General features: G+C 42.0%; 15 protein-coding genes. 13 read left to right on the top strand and 2 right to left on the bottom strand.

Going from position 1 to position 15307, the window contains the following annotated elements; translation table 11 throughout:
• The first annotated feature begins 16 nt into the window (after positions 1-16).
• The 6 genes from argS (at position 17) to ACK1LH_RS11755 (ending at position 4867) form a co-directional block, all read left to right on the top strand.
• Positions 17-1699, top strand: a complete 1683-nt coding sequence (argS, locus tag ACK1LH_RS11780) for an arginine--tRNA ligase (protein WP_411333126.1) — start codon at positions 17-19, stop codon at positions 1697-1699.
• Positions 1700-1945: 246 nt separating this feature from the next.
• Positions 1946-2185, top strand: coding sequence for a helix-turn-helix transcriptional regulator (locus tag ACK1LH_RS11775; protein WP_029280610.1), 240 nt, complete (start codon positions 1946-1948; stop codon positions 2183-2185).
• Complete coding sequence (locus tag ACK1LH_RS11770; protein WP_411333124.1) at positions 2175-2519, top strand: DUF2178 domain-containing protein; 345 nt, start codon at positions 2175-2177, stop codon at positions 2517-2519. Before ACK1LH_RS11775 ends, ACK1LH_RS11770 begins: the two co-directional genes overlap by 11 nt.
• A gap of 24 nt (positions 2520-2543) precedes the next feature.
• Complete coding sequence (locus tag ACK1LH_RS11765) at positions 2544-3413, top strand: ABC transporter ATP-binding protein (RefSeq protein ID WP_411333123.1); 870 nt, start codon at positions 2544-2546, stop codon at positions 3411-3413.
• Positions 3397-4125, top strand: coding sequence for a hypothetical protein (locus ACK1LH_RS11760; protein WP_029280616.1), 729 nt, complete (start codon positions 3397-3399; stop codon positions 4123-4125). The genes ACK1LH_RS11765 and ACK1LH_RS11760 overlap by 17 nt, the downstream gene beginning before the upstream one ends.
• Positions 4126-4510: 385 nt before the next feature.
• Positions 4511-4867, top strand: a complete 357-nt coding sequence (locus ACK1LH_RS11755; protein WP_411335095.1) for a glyoxalase superfamily protein — start codon at positions 4511-4513, stop codon at positions 4865-4867.
• A gap of 28 nt (positions 4868-4895) precedes the next feature.
• On the opposite strand, the gene ACK1LH_RS11750 is transcribed toward ACK1LH_RS11755, so the two are convergent.
• Positions 4896-5285, bottom strand: coding sequence for an SET domain-containing protein (locus ACK1LH_RS11750; RefSeq protein WP_029280620.1), 390 nt, complete (start codon positions 5283-5285; stop codon positions 4896-4898).
• Positions 5286-5536: 251 nt separating this feature from the next.
• Between ACK1LH_RS11750 and ACK1LH_RS11745 the strand changes: the two genes are divergently transcribed.
• A complete protein-coding gene (locus ACK1LH_RS11745) occupies positions 5537-6103 on the top strand; it encodes a hypothetical protein (RefSeq protein ID WP_411333122.1) in 567 nt (188 codons plus the stop codon).
• 18 nt (positions 6104-6121) lie between these two features.
• On the opposite strand, the gene ppc is transcribed toward ACK1LH_RS11745, so the two are convergent.
• Positions 6122-8872, bottom strand: a complete 2751-nt coding sequence (gene ppc / locus ACK1LH_RS11740) for a phosphoenolpyruvate carboxylase (protein ID WP_411333121.1) — start codon at positions 8870-8872, stop codon at positions 6122-6124.
• Positions 8873-9154: 282 nt separating this feature from the next.
• On the opposite strand from ppc, the gene ACK1LH_RS11735 reads away from it, so the two are divergent.
• The 6 genes from ACK1LH_RS11735 to ACK1LH_RS11710 all read left to right on the top strand — a co-directional run bounded on the left by ACK1LH_RS11735 (position 9155) and on the right by ACK1LH_RS11710 (position 15300).
• Positions 9155-9835 (top strand): YIP1 family protein, encoded by a 681-nt coding sequence (locus tag ACK1LH_RS11735; protein ID WP_411333120.1) that lies wholly within the window; start codon positions 9155-9157, stop codon positions 9833-9835.
• The gene (locus ACK1LH_RS11730) at positions 9832-11058 is read left to right on the top strand and encodes an efflux RND transporter periplasmic adaptor subunit (protein WP_411333119.1); all 1227 of its coding nucleotides are present in this window, start codon (positions 9832-9834) and stop codon (positions 11056-11058) included. The genes ACK1LH_RS11735 and ACK1LH_RS11730 overlap by 4 nt, the downstream gene beginning before the upstream one ends.
• Positions 11059-11184: 126 nt before the next feature.
• Positions 11185-12240: a glycerophosphodiester phosphodiesterase gene (locus tag ACK1LH_RS11725; protein WP_411333118.1), complete on the top strand. Its 1056-nt coding sequence runs from the start codon at positions 11185-11187 to the stop codon at positions 12238-12240.
• Positions 12241-12838: 598 nt separating this feature from the next.
• Positions 12839-14029: a processed acidic surface protein gene (locus tag ACK1LH_RS11720; protein ID WP_411333117.1), complete on the top strand. Its 1191-nt coding sequence runs from the start codon at positions 12839-12841 to the stop codon at positions 14027-14029.
• Positions 14029-14634, top strand: a complete 606-nt coding sequence (locus tag ACK1LH_RS11715; protein WP_029280632.1) for a class D sortase — start codon at positions 14029-14031, stop codon at positions 14632-14634. The genes ACK1LH_RS11720 and ACK1LH_RS11715 overlap by 1 nt, the downstream gene beginning before the upstream one ends.
• Positions 14635-14904: 270 nt before the next feature.
• Positions 14905-15300, top strand: coding sequence for a hypothetical protein (locus ACK1LH_RS11710; RefSeq protein WP_242524599.1), 396 nt, complete (start codon positions 14905-14907; stop codon positions 15298-15300).
• Positions 15301-15307 lie beyond the last annotated feature (7 nt).

Below are 15307 nucleotides of genomic sequence, written 5' to 3'. Positions count from 1 at the left end.
TTTGAGGAGGGAATGTATGAACTTCAAAAATGATTTTGTAGACATTTTATTTGAGGCGCTGAATGGACAGTTTGAAAAAAACAAAATGGTCCAAATGATTGAAAAGCCAAAATATGAGCATATGGGGGATCTGGCATTCCCCTGTTATGATCTTGCAAAAACTTTAAGAAAATCACCCCAGCACATTGCACGTGAACTTGCCGGTAATATGAATTTGTCACTTTTTGAAAAGGCAGAAGCAGTGAACGGATATGTAAATGTGTTCCTTAATAAGCAATTGGTATCATCCCTTGTGCTGAAAAAAATAGTGTCTGAAAAGAACCATTACGGAGATATGGAGCATGGAAACGGCGGGGTCATGACAATTGACTTTTCTTCTCCTAATATCGCCAAACCTTTTTCAATGGGGCATCTGCGTTCAACCGTTATCGGTCATTCCCTGGCACTGATCACGGAAAAATGCGGTTACTTACCCGTAAGAATTAATCATTTAGGCGACTGGGGAACGCAATTCGGCAAATTGATAACCGCTTACAAAATGTGGGGAGATGAACTGAAAGTAAAAGAACAGCCTATCAAAGAGCTGCTGAAACTTTATGTCACGTTTCATGAAGAAGCAGAAACGAATCCTGAGTTAGAAAATGAAGCTCGTGCATGGTTCAAAAAATTGGAGGATGCCGATCCAGAGGCCATTCTATTATGGGAATGGTTTCGTGAAGAATCCTTAAAGGAGTTCTCAGGCATCTACGAGTTGATGGGAATCCCATTTGATTCTTTTCAAGGGGAAGCCTTTTACAATGACAAGATGGATAATGTCGTTCAAATGCTTGCAGACATGAACCTTTCAGAAGAGTCTGAAGGCGCCATGGTCGTTCCGCTCGAAGATCTTCCGCCATGTCTGATTAAGAAGAAGGATGGAACGACACTTTATGCAACCCGGGACCTGGCGGCTGCCATTTACCGTCATGAAACCTATCACTTTGTAAAATCCTTATACGTAGTAGGCAACGAGCAAAGCCTGCACTTTAAACAGCTGTTCGCTGTGCTGCAAAAGATGGGATTTCAGTGGCAGCAGGGAATGGAGCATGTACCTTTCGGAATGATCTTAAAAGATGGAAAGAAGATGTCTACTCGAAAAGGAAAAGTTATCTTGCTCGAAGAAGTGCTGAACGACGCCATCAAACTGGCTTTGGATCAAATAAACAAGAAAAACCCTGATCTTGCTGATAAGGAAGAAGTTGCCCGTCAGGTAGGGACCGGGGCAGTTATATTTCAGGACCTGAAACATTATCGTCGAAATGATATTGAATTTTCTTTTGAAGATATGCTGAAATTTGAGGGGGAAACCGCCCCTTATGTTCAATATACTCATGCGCGTGCAATTTCTCTTCTAAAGAAGGGGGGCTTTGCAGAAACGGACAATGCGGCCATTATATCAGATCTTGAAGCTTGGCCGATTATTACTTCATTCCTGTCATTTCCGGAAGTGATTAAGAGAGCAATGGAGGAATACGATCCTTCCTTGCTTGCAAAATTCGTTATTGAACTGGCCAGATCATTTAACAAATATTATGCTTCAGTCAGAATTCTGGAAGATAACGAGTTAAAACAAGCAAGGCTGACACTTGTCTGCTGTGCTGCCGTTATCCTTAAAGAGGGGCTTCGTCTGCTGGGAATACAGGCCCCTGAGGAAATGTAGCAAAGAGAGTCCAGACGTCTAAAGGGGTAATAAACGCAACTGGCATAGGATGTATACACTGAAAAAAAATATTAATCGCTTAAGTTGAACCTGACGAAATCAAAATGCTTCGTTAGGTTCTTTTTTTTGTGACCTTTATTTAATCAAAGTAATAAAATAAAAAATAAAAACATTTTATTATTTTGTATAAGTTTACTTTACTTTTATAAAAACGAAGTTTATAATTTGACTCAAGAGGTGTTGAGAATGAAGAAAGATTTTGGAGATTCCATTTCCAACAAGGTTTACGAGTACCGTGTACTTGCAAGAATGTCCCAGCAAGAATTAGCAGAGAAAGTCGGAGTTTCCAAACAAACCATCTTTGTAATGGAAAAAGGAAATTATGTTCCCACCATGCTGCTCGCTTTCCGGATTGCCGATTTTTTTGATGTTGATGTAAACGAAATTTTTACTTATGAGAAAGGGGATCATGGAAATGATGTTTGATTATGTAACAAATACACTTTTTTTGCCCTTAAAAGCATGGGTGGAACAATCAGATGGTAATTGGAACATACTGATTGTTAGCGGTTTTCTGCTTTTGTTTGTGGGCATAGGGCTTATATTTATCCTTCGAAACAAAATAGGTAAAGAGGACGAAAGAACAAACCTAATTTATTTAAAAAGTTCTTTTATCATGTTGGGTGGAATTATTTTGTGCGATATGTTTTTTCCGAAAGATTATATGTGGCAGATTTTCTTTTTGTTTAAATATTCAATCGCTTTCATGGCTTCAGCAGTATATCTTGCCGTTCGATACTGGAAAGATATATCAAATTAATGAAAAAAACAGGGGGATGGTTAAGTGCATATTCAATCAATTTCCAAGAAATACAAGGACACTGTCGCTTTAAATGAGTTGTCTTTTTATTTCAAACAAGGGGAAATCGTTGGTTTAGTTGGTAATAATGGCGCTGGAAAAAGTACGCTAATGAAGATAATTGCTCAAACAATTCAAAAATTTGATGGATCAGTTAAAGACAATAATCACGTAGGATACTTGATTGAGGAACCTAAGCTGTTTAGTAATAAGACTGGGCTAGCACATTTATCTTATTTTTCGAGAATTTACGGGAACAAATTCAAGCTTAGTGAATACGAGGAGCTTTTGAAGAGTTTACATTTATTTGATGTATTGAATAAAAAAGTAAAGGAATATTCGCTTGGAATGAAGCAAAAGTTGGGGATTGTTATAAGTCTATTGAATAACCCCAAGTACGTGGTACTGGATGAGCCGACAAATGGTATGGATATTGAAACATCCATCCAAGTATTACATCAATTGAAAAAAATGGCTGAGGAGTGGAATGTGGGTGTTTTGATATCCAGCCATAAGTTAGAAGATATTGAGGGCGTCTGTAATCGTGTCTTATTTTTAGAAAAAGGGAACATTCTTGAAGAAGAGCAATTCAATGACAAGACCCAGTATATATTAAAACTAGTTTTCGATCATCCTAATGAATTAGCCACTTTTATTGAACATCAAAAGTTTGGTAGTATCATTTATTCATGTGAAAAAACAATTGAAATTGAAACAACTTCAGAAAACGCTGATATTTTCCATTTCTTAAATAAATTAGGGTTAAAATTAGTTAATTTTACTAGTGAAAAGAAAACGCTTCGCAATGTCTACATGAAAAAACTTGGGGGTGAAGAACGTGGAATTGGATATTAAAAATTATGTTAACTGCAATTTAAGTGAGTTAGTAAAGAGGGGACATTTGATTGTTGGAGTATTGGGAGCATTAGGGCCAGCAATACTCATAAGTTATCTCATCCTAACAGGAACTGCTGCATCGTTTAGCATTAAGCATGTCTCAAACTTTTATTGTATGTTGGGAATGCTCGCTGCTGTATTACACCCCCTTTATTTTGTTAACAGAGACTATTCATCAAAGACAGTCTCATTGATTAACAACTCAAAACTAAACAGAAAAAACTATGTACTGGCAAATGTCGTAATTGCGCTATGGGTCAGTTTCATATATGTGACAGTAGGAATTGCCTTACTTTTAGTTGCACAACAACTTGGGGTGTCTGGAGAGTTGAAGATTTCCTTTCTTCTCGGATTCTCTGCTAACGTGTTCCTTCTAGTGCTGACTTTTTTCTTGTTCGGATATTTTTTATTACTTTATGGTGTCGTAAGTGGTGCAGTTTATGGGATTTTGACAGCGTCCCTGCTATTTTTTCACAATATTATGTCCAATGTGATGGAGAGCACTAACAACGTATTTTTTTCAAAATTAGTTGAAAATTTCCCTGGTTATTTCTATCCAGTCATGGTTGGCTCAAATCCACTTTCGCCTCTGCAGTACTTTATTGGATGCTTAACATTAATTGTACTTCTCATGCTAGTCCTTAAAAAAAGTGAAAAAATAGAAATATAGTTAATAAAAAGGGCTGGGACATAACTAGCTTCGAATAATCAAACCAGGAATCTCTGCTGTTGATGGTACTTATCAGGCAGAAAGGAACCAGCAAACGAGGAATCTCTGCTGTTGATGGCACTTATCAGGCAGAAAGAAACCACCAAATCAGGAATCTCTGTTGTTGATGGTACTTATCAGGCAGAACGGAACCACCAAACCAGGAATCTCTGTTGTTGATAGCACTTATCAGGCAAAAAGAAACCACCAAACCAGGAATCTCTGTTGTTTATGGCACTTATCAACCAGTGAAGAACCGCCAAACCAGTTTCACTTATGAATAGCTTTAGCGGGTGAAAATAGTCAATTGAAAAAGGGGAGGAAGCTATTGAATCCAGCATTTGAAATGAAAAGTCCAACTCCTATTTTCCGCATATTTGATGAGGAAAAGGCCAGAGAGTTTTATCTCTCATTTCTGGGGTTTAAAGTGGACTGGGAGCCCCGTTTTGAAGAAGAACTGCCTCTTTACATGCAAATATCCTTCGGGGCTTGTCTTCTTCAACTTTCGGAAAACTATGGGGACTGCTGTCCGGGGTCAGCTGTGAGAATTGAAGTCTCAGATATAGAGGCACTTCATGCCAGCCTGACAGCTAAACAGTATAAATACGCCAGGCCGGGGATTGAAGAGACGCCATGGAATACCCGTGAAGTCAGGGTTGGGGATCCATTTGGAAACCGGATTGTGTTTTATGAATTCATGTAAAAAAACTGACTCCTGAGAGTCAGTTTTTTTAGTTATTTTCGTCTTCCCGGTCAAACCAGAGGAGCTCCTGATCTTCTTCATCGCCGTTGTAGTTAATGAGAATTTCTTCTCCGGCTTTGATGTCTTTGTAGGCGCTGAAAATAAAAACGTGTTTTTCAAAGCTGATGTCATACGTGGCATTCGGTGTATAGGAATGGTTGAAGAGCATTCCGTAGCCAAGGAGAATGCAGGTGTGGTTTTTGCCGTACTCGAATGCATAATCAGCCAGTGTTGTTTTTTCAATGTGGGCATGCTCTGCGTTAGGGTAGGGGATTACCGGTGCTTCGTGGATAATCTCGCCTTTTTTTATGTCGCGCGTTGCGAAAACGCCTCTATTAAATTCCCCGTCACTCAGGGAGGATGTTTTGATTTCAATCATTCTGTCACCTATTTCTCTTTCCTGCTGCGTTTTTATACCTATCCTAGCTTGACAGTTTACTGGTAAAAAAGCAACTGTTTTAAGGAAATTCTTTTATCGTGTGAAGCGTGTATTAGGATTGTTTGAGGACATGTCCGGATTGTAAGACAGAGTATTTGGACTGTTAAAAAACATATCCGGACTGTTAATCTGTTTGTAAGGAAAACGCTTTTCCTTGAATACATTCTAAAAAACAACAGGAGTGATTTTAGATGAAAAATGTACATGTGTTTTCAGCCTGGCTCTACAAAAAAACCGGCTGGAAAACTGCTTTTGCTGCTTCGGCTGTCTTCATACTCTTTATGGTTTTTGTCCTGCCGAATGCTGCACAATCGAGCAAGGAGGCAACAGGCACAGGAGAATCACCCGACGGGTCGTACCTTTATTCAGCTCAGACTCTTTATGAAATAGCTGAAAGCTATGGTGAGAAGGGAAGGGACTATTACATTAAAGCAAGGTTCACGTTTGATGTTATATGGCCTCTTGTGTACTTGTTTTTTCTGGCATCCGTTATCACTTTTTTCTTGCAAGGCCTCAAACCGCAGCTGTTGAAATTGGCTAATCTTCTTCCGTTTGGAGGAGCAGCCTTTGACTTTCTGGAAAACATCAGTGCTTCAGCGGTAATGGCAAGGTATCCTGCCAAAACGCCCGTCGCAGCCGAACTCACGCCTGTTTTTTCCTTTTTTAAGTGGTCGCTTATTTATGCCAGTTTTGGCGTTGTGTTTTTAGGCCTCATAATTTGGGCGTATGAAAAAATTCGAAAAAAACCGGACGCATGACGCGTCCGGTTTGGTCAATCAGCCTGTATTTCTAAGTCCTGCGGCAATGCCGTTAATTGTGAGCAGCACTTCGCTTAACAATTCTCCTGCATCTGATTCTTCATCTGTTTTGCGAAGCTTTGAAATGACATCCACCTGCAAAAAGCTCAGCGGGTCGACATAAGGATTACGGAGTCTGACAGATTCCTGGATATTAGGAATGTGATCCATCAGTTCATTCTGGCCTGTAATCGCAAGAAGTGCCTTTTTTGTCTGTACATACTCCGTTTCGATATCGTTGAAGATGCGTTCGGCAGCATGTTTATTTTCCACCATCGCCAAGTACTCTCTTGCAGCCATCAAATCTGCTTTCAGAAGGGCCATCTGAAGATTATCAATGGTCGAACGGAAGAACGGCCATTTTTTGTACATTTGTTTCAAATTATCAAGATTTCCTTCAGACAATCCAGTGCCGGCTGCATACCAGGCAGGGAGGAGCTGTCTGCTTTGAGTCCAGGCAAATACCCACGGAATTGCGCGGAGATCTTCAAACCGTTCGCTGCCTTTTCTGCTCATTGGACGCGAGCCGATGTTGAGGGCACCAAGTTCCGGAAGCGGTGTGGCCTCTTTGAAATAGGTCAGGAAGTCAGGATCTTTAAAGACCAGCTCCTGATATTTGCTCAGGGAGACAGATGAGATTTCATCCATTTCTTTTTCCCATTCCCCGGTCCGGATGTTGGACTGTTCAGCTTCTGTTGAAACATGGGCCGCGGCTGTTATCAGAGTGGACGCCGCCTGTTCAAGGCTTCGGTAGGCAATATCATATAAGCCGTAGCGGGAAGAAAGAACTTCACCCTGCTCTGTAATTTTCACCCCGTCACCAAGTGTTTCAGCCGGCTGAGATAGAAGACTTCTGTTAAGCGGGCCGCCGCCGCGCCCAAGAGATCCGCCGCGTCCATGGAAAAATTTCAGCCTCACATCGTATTGCTTGGCCATGTCATGAATTTCCTGCTGCGCTTTGTAAAGCTTCCAGTTCGCGGTCAGCGTTCCGCCGTCTTTGCTGCCGTCGGAATAGCCGAGCATGATTTCCTGGAGATTATTCTGTTCGCTAAGGTGCTTCTGGTAAAAATCAAGCTGAAACAGCTGTTCCATAATTTTTGGACCTGCCACGAGGTCATCAATCGTCTCAAGCAGGGGAGCGACGTTCAGTCTGCTTTCAATTCTGCCGTCCGGATGAAGCCTGTAGATGCCCGCTTCCTTTGCAAGCACCATCACTTCAAGAAGATCGCTTGCAGACTGGGTCATGCTGATTAAGTAAACTTCAATGGAACGTGTGCCGAATTCTTTGTGGGCGCGTCTGATCATATGGAAAACATCCAAAACATCCTGAGTTTCTTTTGAATAGTTTTCTTTAAATGAAACGAGAGGCCTCGGATCCTGTAGCACGTCTTGCAGCAGCTGCATTTTCTTCTCTTCAGGGAGACTTGAATAGTCTTCTGCAAGATTAACGGAATGGAAGATCTCTTTAATGGCAGCCTCATGCTCTCCGCTGTGGTTCCGGATATCAAGTGTTGCAAGATGGAAACCGAACAGCTCCACTTGCCTGATCAGTTTTTGCAGGCTTTTCAGTTCGTACCCTTTTGGATGATGAAGCAGAACACTCTGCTGGATCATTTTCAAATCCTGGAGCAGCTGTTCAGAACTCTTATAGCAGAAGGCCTGCTGCTGATCAAGTTTTTTCAGCATGATGGTCAGCTTGCAGCGGTAGATTTCATGCTCCACCTGCCATCTTTCTCCTTTGCTTAAAAGAGGGGTTTCCTCCTGCACAGATGCCAGCAGTTCGTCGCTGACAGCAACCCGTTTGGTCGACTGGCTAAGACGTTTTCTGAGGATTTTCAGCGATTCTCTGTACTTCCTGAGCGCAAGCGCTCTCTGTTTCGTCAGGGTTTTCCACGTAATCTCAGGTGTAACGTTAGGATTTCCGTCGCGGTCTCCGCCAATCCATGAACCAAAGCGGAGGAAATTAGGAACATGCCATTCCTGTCCCGGATAATTTTTAGACAGACAAAGCTCCAGCTCCTGGTGAATTTGCGGAAGCACTTCAAAGAGTGTTTCATCGAAATAGTAAAGTCCGTTTGCGACTTCATCCATTACGGTAGGCTTACGGTCACGCAGTTCATCCGTCTGCCAAAGAATAACCACTTCATTGAACAGTCTGTCCTCAAGTTCTGCACGCTCGCGCTCTGTGTGAATCGGCTGGTCAAGACTGTGCAGCAGGCCGGCAATGCGTTTATGTATTTCAAGAACACTGCGGCGCGTCGCTTCAGTCGGGTGGGCGGTAATAATCAGTTCAAGGGAAATGGTCTTCAAAAGCTGCTGAATCACTTCTGATGACACACCGTTTTCCTTCAGTGAAGCTACAGCATGTTCAAGAGATCCCGGCTGCTTGCCTGAGTCTTCCTGAAATTGATACTCGCGTCTTCTTCTGATGCGGTGATTTTGTTCTGCGATGTTCACCAGATGAAAATAAACAGCAAAAGCCCTGATCACCTGTTTTCTTAACTCTGGGTCTAGTGTCGAAATCTCAGCTTTTAAGTCTGCGTATATGCTCTCATCCGCATGGCTGCGAAGTGATTTTGTCATTTCTCTAATCTTCTCAACCATTTCAAGCAGCGGATGACCGCCTTGATGAACAAGGACATCTCCAAGCATATTCCCTAAAAATTTCACATCGCGTCTCAAAGCAGCGTGATGATCGCGTTCCTTGATCGTTTCTGTTTTAGCTGTCATATTCAGCACCTCTTTACTGGAATGGATTCCATCTCTAATCGGAGATGTTTTTTGAAAATTAAAATAATGATAAGTTTACCATAAAACGTATAAAGATGCATAGTGTGAGGTTATCTGCCAATCCAATTTACTGACCAGTCTGGTTGCAGATGGCTGAAAAATGTCTAAAATTAGACCATAATCTGAGCTGATTTTTCATAATATGCCAAAAGTGACTATTAACCATGCCGGAAATATGCTATAAATTTCTAGTAATCGTTTTTTTTGACAGGGGGAAATAGAATGCACCACGTTCGTATAGTAGAAGGCTTAACAGAACCCTCTGCTTACTTTGTAAAATTGAAAGAAGCTGAAGCCATAAAAGGATTTTACGCAAGATTTGCAGCCTTGATCGTGCTCAGCGTGCTTCTTGCAGCAGCAAGTGCGTACCTTGGTATACATACAGAAGCCATTACTGCTTATCTTGATTTGATAAAAAGGGAGAAATTTGAGTTTGCCAAGCTATTATTCGGCATCGGCGGCATCGTTGCTTCGATTGCTGCACCTCTCATTATGGTTCTCTTTTTTACCTTCGTATTTAAAGTGTTTTATAGAGATATAGAGTGGGATAAGCTTATCACGCTTCAGCTGTTTCCGCTGTTTTTAATGACGATGGAAAAACTGCTGAATTTTCCGTTCTTTCATTTACTTGGCGTGCAGCGCGATTCTTCTCCATTTGGATTTGGGGTTTTGATTCAGCTTTTAACAGATCAGACCTTCGCCGTAACGTTAGTCAGCTGTATAACAGTGTTCCTCATATGGAGCGCATATGTGCAGACGATTGGACTCAAAATGCTTTCGGGTAGATCATGGAAGCGTGCTGCAGGAACCGTAATCTTCTCAAACCTTCTTTATATTCTGCTTGCAGCTGTCTTTACAGTGCTTGTGCAGGATATAGGGATCTCGCTTCAGGGGGACGTATGAAAAAACAAGCAATGATCGGAATCATTTCTTTAGCCGTTCTATTTATAGCCGTTAACATAGCCGTTATTTTCACATCAGACAAAATCGAGAGATCAAAATCAATCAGTCAGTTTACAAAAGCGGAAACGGGAGAGCTGCAGAAACTTCTTTTCACAAAAGGGGTGGTAGTTCCTGCTTCAGATTATAAGGTCATGTACAGCAAAGACCTTGGAACGCTTCGGGAAGTACTTGTCAGCAAAGGTGATGCCGTAGTGACAGGAGATCCTCTCATTACTTATGAAACCGGCCACCTGGACGCTGAAATAGAAGAACTGCAGGCTCAAAATGCGGATCTTCAGTCCAGAATATCCTCAGCAGAATCAGACCTGTCTGATCTGCAGGACGACTTGGATGAGGCAAGCGTTCCTGTTGAAGTGGAAGAAGGCGTCTACCTGGATGATTCCGCGGGCCAGAAAGCGATAAGCAGTCAAATTGGCGATAAGCAGGATCAAATTGCCTACTTAAATCAGCAGATTGACAGCAACGAGCAGAAAGCAGCAAGACTGCAAGCTCAAAAGGTAGCTTATAATGTGACAAGCAAAATGGATGGCATTGTAACAGCAGTCAATCCGTTTCCGCAAAATCCCGAAGATCCTATGATTGTCATTCAATCCAGCGAGCCCTTCCTAATAGAAGGCAAGCTGTCCGAAAAAGAAGCTGTTCTGGTAAAAGAGGGTCAAAAGGCAACTGCCGAAGCAGAAGCCCTAGCAAATACAGAAAAAGAAGCGATCATCAGGGAAGTGACGATGACTCCAATCGACAAGCCTTCCGTAGATCAAAGCGAAACTTATTATCCGTTTCTCGCTGAACTGATTGAACCCTCAGAAAACTGGCATCACGGATTTCATGTCGGCCTGGACATCGTGCTTGAAGAGCGGAGCGGGGTCATCGTCATCGACGACACAGTGATGAAAAAACAAAAGAGCAGCCAATACATTTATGTGCTGAAAAAAGGAAAACTCGAAAAAAGAAAGCTTGATGTCGGCCTGAAAATAAACAGCCGAAATGAAGTCCTTCAGGGTCTTGAAAAAGGTGAACGCATTGTCACAAATCCATCTCCAGACCTCAAAAACAACATGAAAGTATTTATCCCGATGAATCATCACTACCTTGAAAAGAAAACACTGAAATCATTTACAAACGAGCAGAAAATCCGCCTGATTATCAGCGGAATGGTGAAATGAAGGTGCTTTTAAAGCACTTTCTTTTTTTTGCGTCATTCTTTAACGCAACTTATTAAATCCTTTATCTTCAGTTAACAATTGACCTTTACACTGGAAAGTGAATCTGATGAAGGAGATGAACATGCTATGAAAAGATGGACAAGACCAGCACTCGCGGCCATGCTTTTAATCTCTGCAGGAATAATGCCGGAAAGCAGTGCCTCGGCAGCGGACAGAGAATTTGATCTCCAGGCTCACCGCGGGGGAATGGGACTGACAGTAGAATCAACTATTGCGTCATTTTCACACGCCTTAGAGCTAGGTGTGAATACATTGGAGCTCGATGTGCAAATCACAGAGGATCAACAGGCCATTGTGACTCATGACCGTAAAATATCAGGCGGAAACTGCCGCGATACGGAACCTGCTTTTCCTGGTGATCCGGAATTTCCTTATGTGGGAAAATACATAAAAGATCTGACACTTGAGCAAATCCGGACAATGGACTGCGGCTCTTTGAGCAAACCTCAATATCCAGGTCAAAAAACAAGTCCCGGAGCGAAAATGCCGATGCTTACTGAAGTGTTTGATTTAGTAGATTCATATAAAGCAAAAAAAGTAAAAATGAATATTGAAACAAAAGTAGAAGCGGGAGCTCCTCACGAAACGGCTCCAAGAGAAGAATTTGTGCAGATTGTGGCAAAACAGGTCCGCGAGGCGGATATGCTGGACAGAGTGACGATTCAAAGCTTTGACTGGGGCTCCCTCATGAGAATGCGCGAGGTGGAGCCAAGCCTGCCGATTGTGGCTCTTACAAACGGCCCGCAATTTCTTCAGCCGGGACAGCCGGGGGCTTCTCCGTGGCTCGGCGGCATTGATATTGATGATTTTGACGGGGACCTTGTTGCCGCAGCCAAATCGTTTGGAGCAGACGCCATCTCGCCTGTGCACGGCTTTCCGCAAAATGGAGCTGTAACAGAGGATGGGTATGAACCATACGTGACAAAAGAAATGGTGGACCGTGCACACAAAGCAGGAATGAAGGTCATACCATGGACAGTAAATGACATACCAACAATGAACAAACTTATTGATGACGGTGTGGACGGCATGATTACCGATTATCCTGACCGTTTGCGGAACGTCATGGAAGAGCGCGGGTACAAGCTTCCGAAATCGTATAAAGCACCAAAAAATGAATGATGCACATTTGGCAGTCCTGGAGAATTGGGACTGCTTTTTTCTGCGGGTTTTTGGAAAGTAAGGGCAGGGTTGTTACTACCGACAATCCGACGAATACATCCAGCTTCATTTGAATTACTGCCAAGAATCATTGCGTAACTACCAACTTTCTTGATTTTACAACCAATCCCCTTTTTAACACTCAAATACCTCTTTTTCTAGCAAGGTCTTGGGTATTTGTCAGTTGACTTCTAGTCCTAGACTATGTAAGTCAACAAAATCCGTGACGGAACGGATGCGATTATTCGGGCAGGATGCGTAACTACCGATAATCCGGTGAACACAACCAGCTTCTTTCGATTTACAACCAACAATCATTGCGTAACTACCAACTTTCCTCATTTTACAACCAACCCCGCTTTTCAGTATTAAAGGATAGCGAAAATGCATCCCCATAAAAAAGAGTCCATGAATTACAGATAACGAAAAGTCACAGGGGTATTTGTAATATGCAAAAGCAACCAGTTAAGGGAAATTATACAGATACTCTTTTTCATCTGCTGAGATTATACTATTCTAGTTGATCTCATACTATTTTACTATGACTGGGGAAGAAGCCATGAAACACATAATATCATTCTTATTGACTATAGCCGCAACCTTTTTTCTAATGCCGGCAGGGGCATTTGCGATCGGACCGGATGAAGCTGATTTTGAAGCGCATCTTAAAGAGATTGGATGGGGGAAAAAGGACTACTTAAACTATCTTGAAAGTAAAGGATGGTCACTTGCTGATTTTGAATCGGCTGATGAACTGGGAACACCTCTTTCTGAAGAGTCTATTTCAGTGATATTGGGAAACTATGAATTGTCCCGCGAACAGCTGAACGAGCTGCTTAGTGAAAACGGTGACATCGAAGAGGGGCAGGATGTCCTGGATGGCACATATCTTATTTTTGCTGAAGATGTGGACATGTTTATCGATTTTTACATAAATGGATGGGAAGGAACGCCTATTGATGAGAAAAATCTGGGAGAACTCCTGGACATTTACGGGTTCCAATCAAGAGAAGAACTTGAGCAGTTTTTAAGAGAACATGAGGATTCCATTGAAAACTATGAGTTCATTGAAGATCTTGATTATGCGGTCGATTTTTATATAAACGGCTCCGAAGCTGAGGATGCAATTTCGGAACTGTTTTCTGAAATTGGTTTGACTGATGAAGAGATAGAAGCGCTACTCACCTATCTTTCAACTCTTGAAATGGATGATCCTATGATTGAAGAGGAAATGATTAAACTCAGCGAACGAATGATGGCTTTTGAAGAGTTTGAGTCATTGAATGATCTGTCCGCTGAGCAAATGGCAGAGCTTCTGGATATTTTCAAAAGCATGCTTGATCTTCTGCAGATTAAAACAGACTACTATATAGTGAAGGATGGCAACATGCAGCCGGTATCTCTAAAAAGCATCCTTACAGTAAATGTTGAGAAAGGCTCCCGTCTCCTCATTAAACTTTCAAACCTGCAGGAGGAATTACTGGCAGATATTCTCGTCACAGCTGAAATGTTTGGTTCAGATCTCATTCAGGAAACAGGGAAAGATTTAAAGGAAGCAAATCAAATCGTTAAAGAGCATCCTATCTATACGAAATCTGTTATTGAAACCAAGCCTGCGGTTAAGACCGTAAAAGGCGGAGAGCTCCCTGAAACCTCAACAGGTGCTGCAGGATACGTACTTGCAGGTATGGCGCTGATTCTTGCAGGAAGCTGGTTTTTCCGCAAAAACAAGGTTCAATCACGCCAGTGATGAAAAAAAGGAATCTCTTTCTGCTTGTTTCCGTCCTTCTAATAAGCAGCGGAATATGGCTGACGACAACAAATGCTGTCACCATGGCCAAAGGGTATTTTCTCTACAAAATCAGTTCTGAACCAAAGGCTGAGACTTTACAGAAAAACAAAGCTGAAAAGCAGACAGCTGCAGCTGAGGATATTCTCTATCCGAAAAGACCGGCAAAAGGCGATCAAATAGGTAATCTTTACATTCCAAAGCTTGAAGCAAATCTCCCCATTTACCACGGAACAGCTGAAGAAGAATTAGAACAGGGAGTCGGCCACTACGCCGGAAGCGTGTTGCCTGGCGAAAAGGACAACTCTGTTCTATCCGGACACAGGGATACTGTCTTTCGAAAGCTCGGAGAAGTTGGGAAAGGTGATCTTCTCATTGTGACGACATCTGCAGGAGAATTCACTTATAAAGTGAGGCAGGTCCGGATTGTTGACAAAGATGACCGTACCGTCATTGTACCGAAACCAAAAGCAGTCCTTACAGTTTCAACCTGTTATCCATTTACGTTTGCGGGGCCTGCCCCTGAGCGTTATATCCTAACAGCAGACCTGCTTGCTTCAAAATAAAATGTGAATGGCGCGCCTCGCATAAAGGCGCGTCTTTTTTTGCAATCCAATAGTCCATAAAGGCTGAATGTATGGTATTGTTTAGGAGAATAAGGAGCAAAGGAGAATCCTCATGCTTACTATAAAAAAAATTCTCCGTTACATAAAGGGCTCTGGGAGAGGTCGCTGACGAACGTCACCCGGAACTGTGAAAATAAAAAAGCTTTTTTCTGCCTGATTAGTTGTAACGATATCCTTCTTAAAAACGTCATATGTTTGAGGGGGATTTTTATGAAGAAACTCTTATTGGCAATTGTTGTATTTCTATCCGGCTGCTCTATGGAGCCAAAATATCTGACCGAATTTTATACAGGCACACTGGATGAAGTAACAAAAGCCGTCATCACAGACGGCAGTTCAGGATATAGAAAAACAATCAGCGACCAAAAAGAGATAAAAGAATTGATGAACAGGATGCAAAATGTCACCTTCATTCAAGAAGAGAATCAGGAGGACCGCTCAGGATTCAGATATGCCATTGCCTTCTTTGAAGGAGAAATACAAACTTTTCAATTCACTATAAATGAAGTAGATGGAACCTATTATCAAACAGAGCCTGATTTATATCCTCTTATTGATGATTTTTATAAAAAGCTTCCAGAAGAAGAGGAAGCTATTTTCCATTAGAAACTCA

Origin of the sequence: Metabacillus indicus (assembly GCF_046603695.1) — a bacterium.
In the GTDB taxonomy this organism is placed as follows: Bacteria; Bacillota; Bacilli; order Bacillales; family Bacillaceae; genus Bacillus_P; species Bacillus_P indicus.
This window is presented reverse-complemented; position numbering and strand designations above follow the sequence as displayed.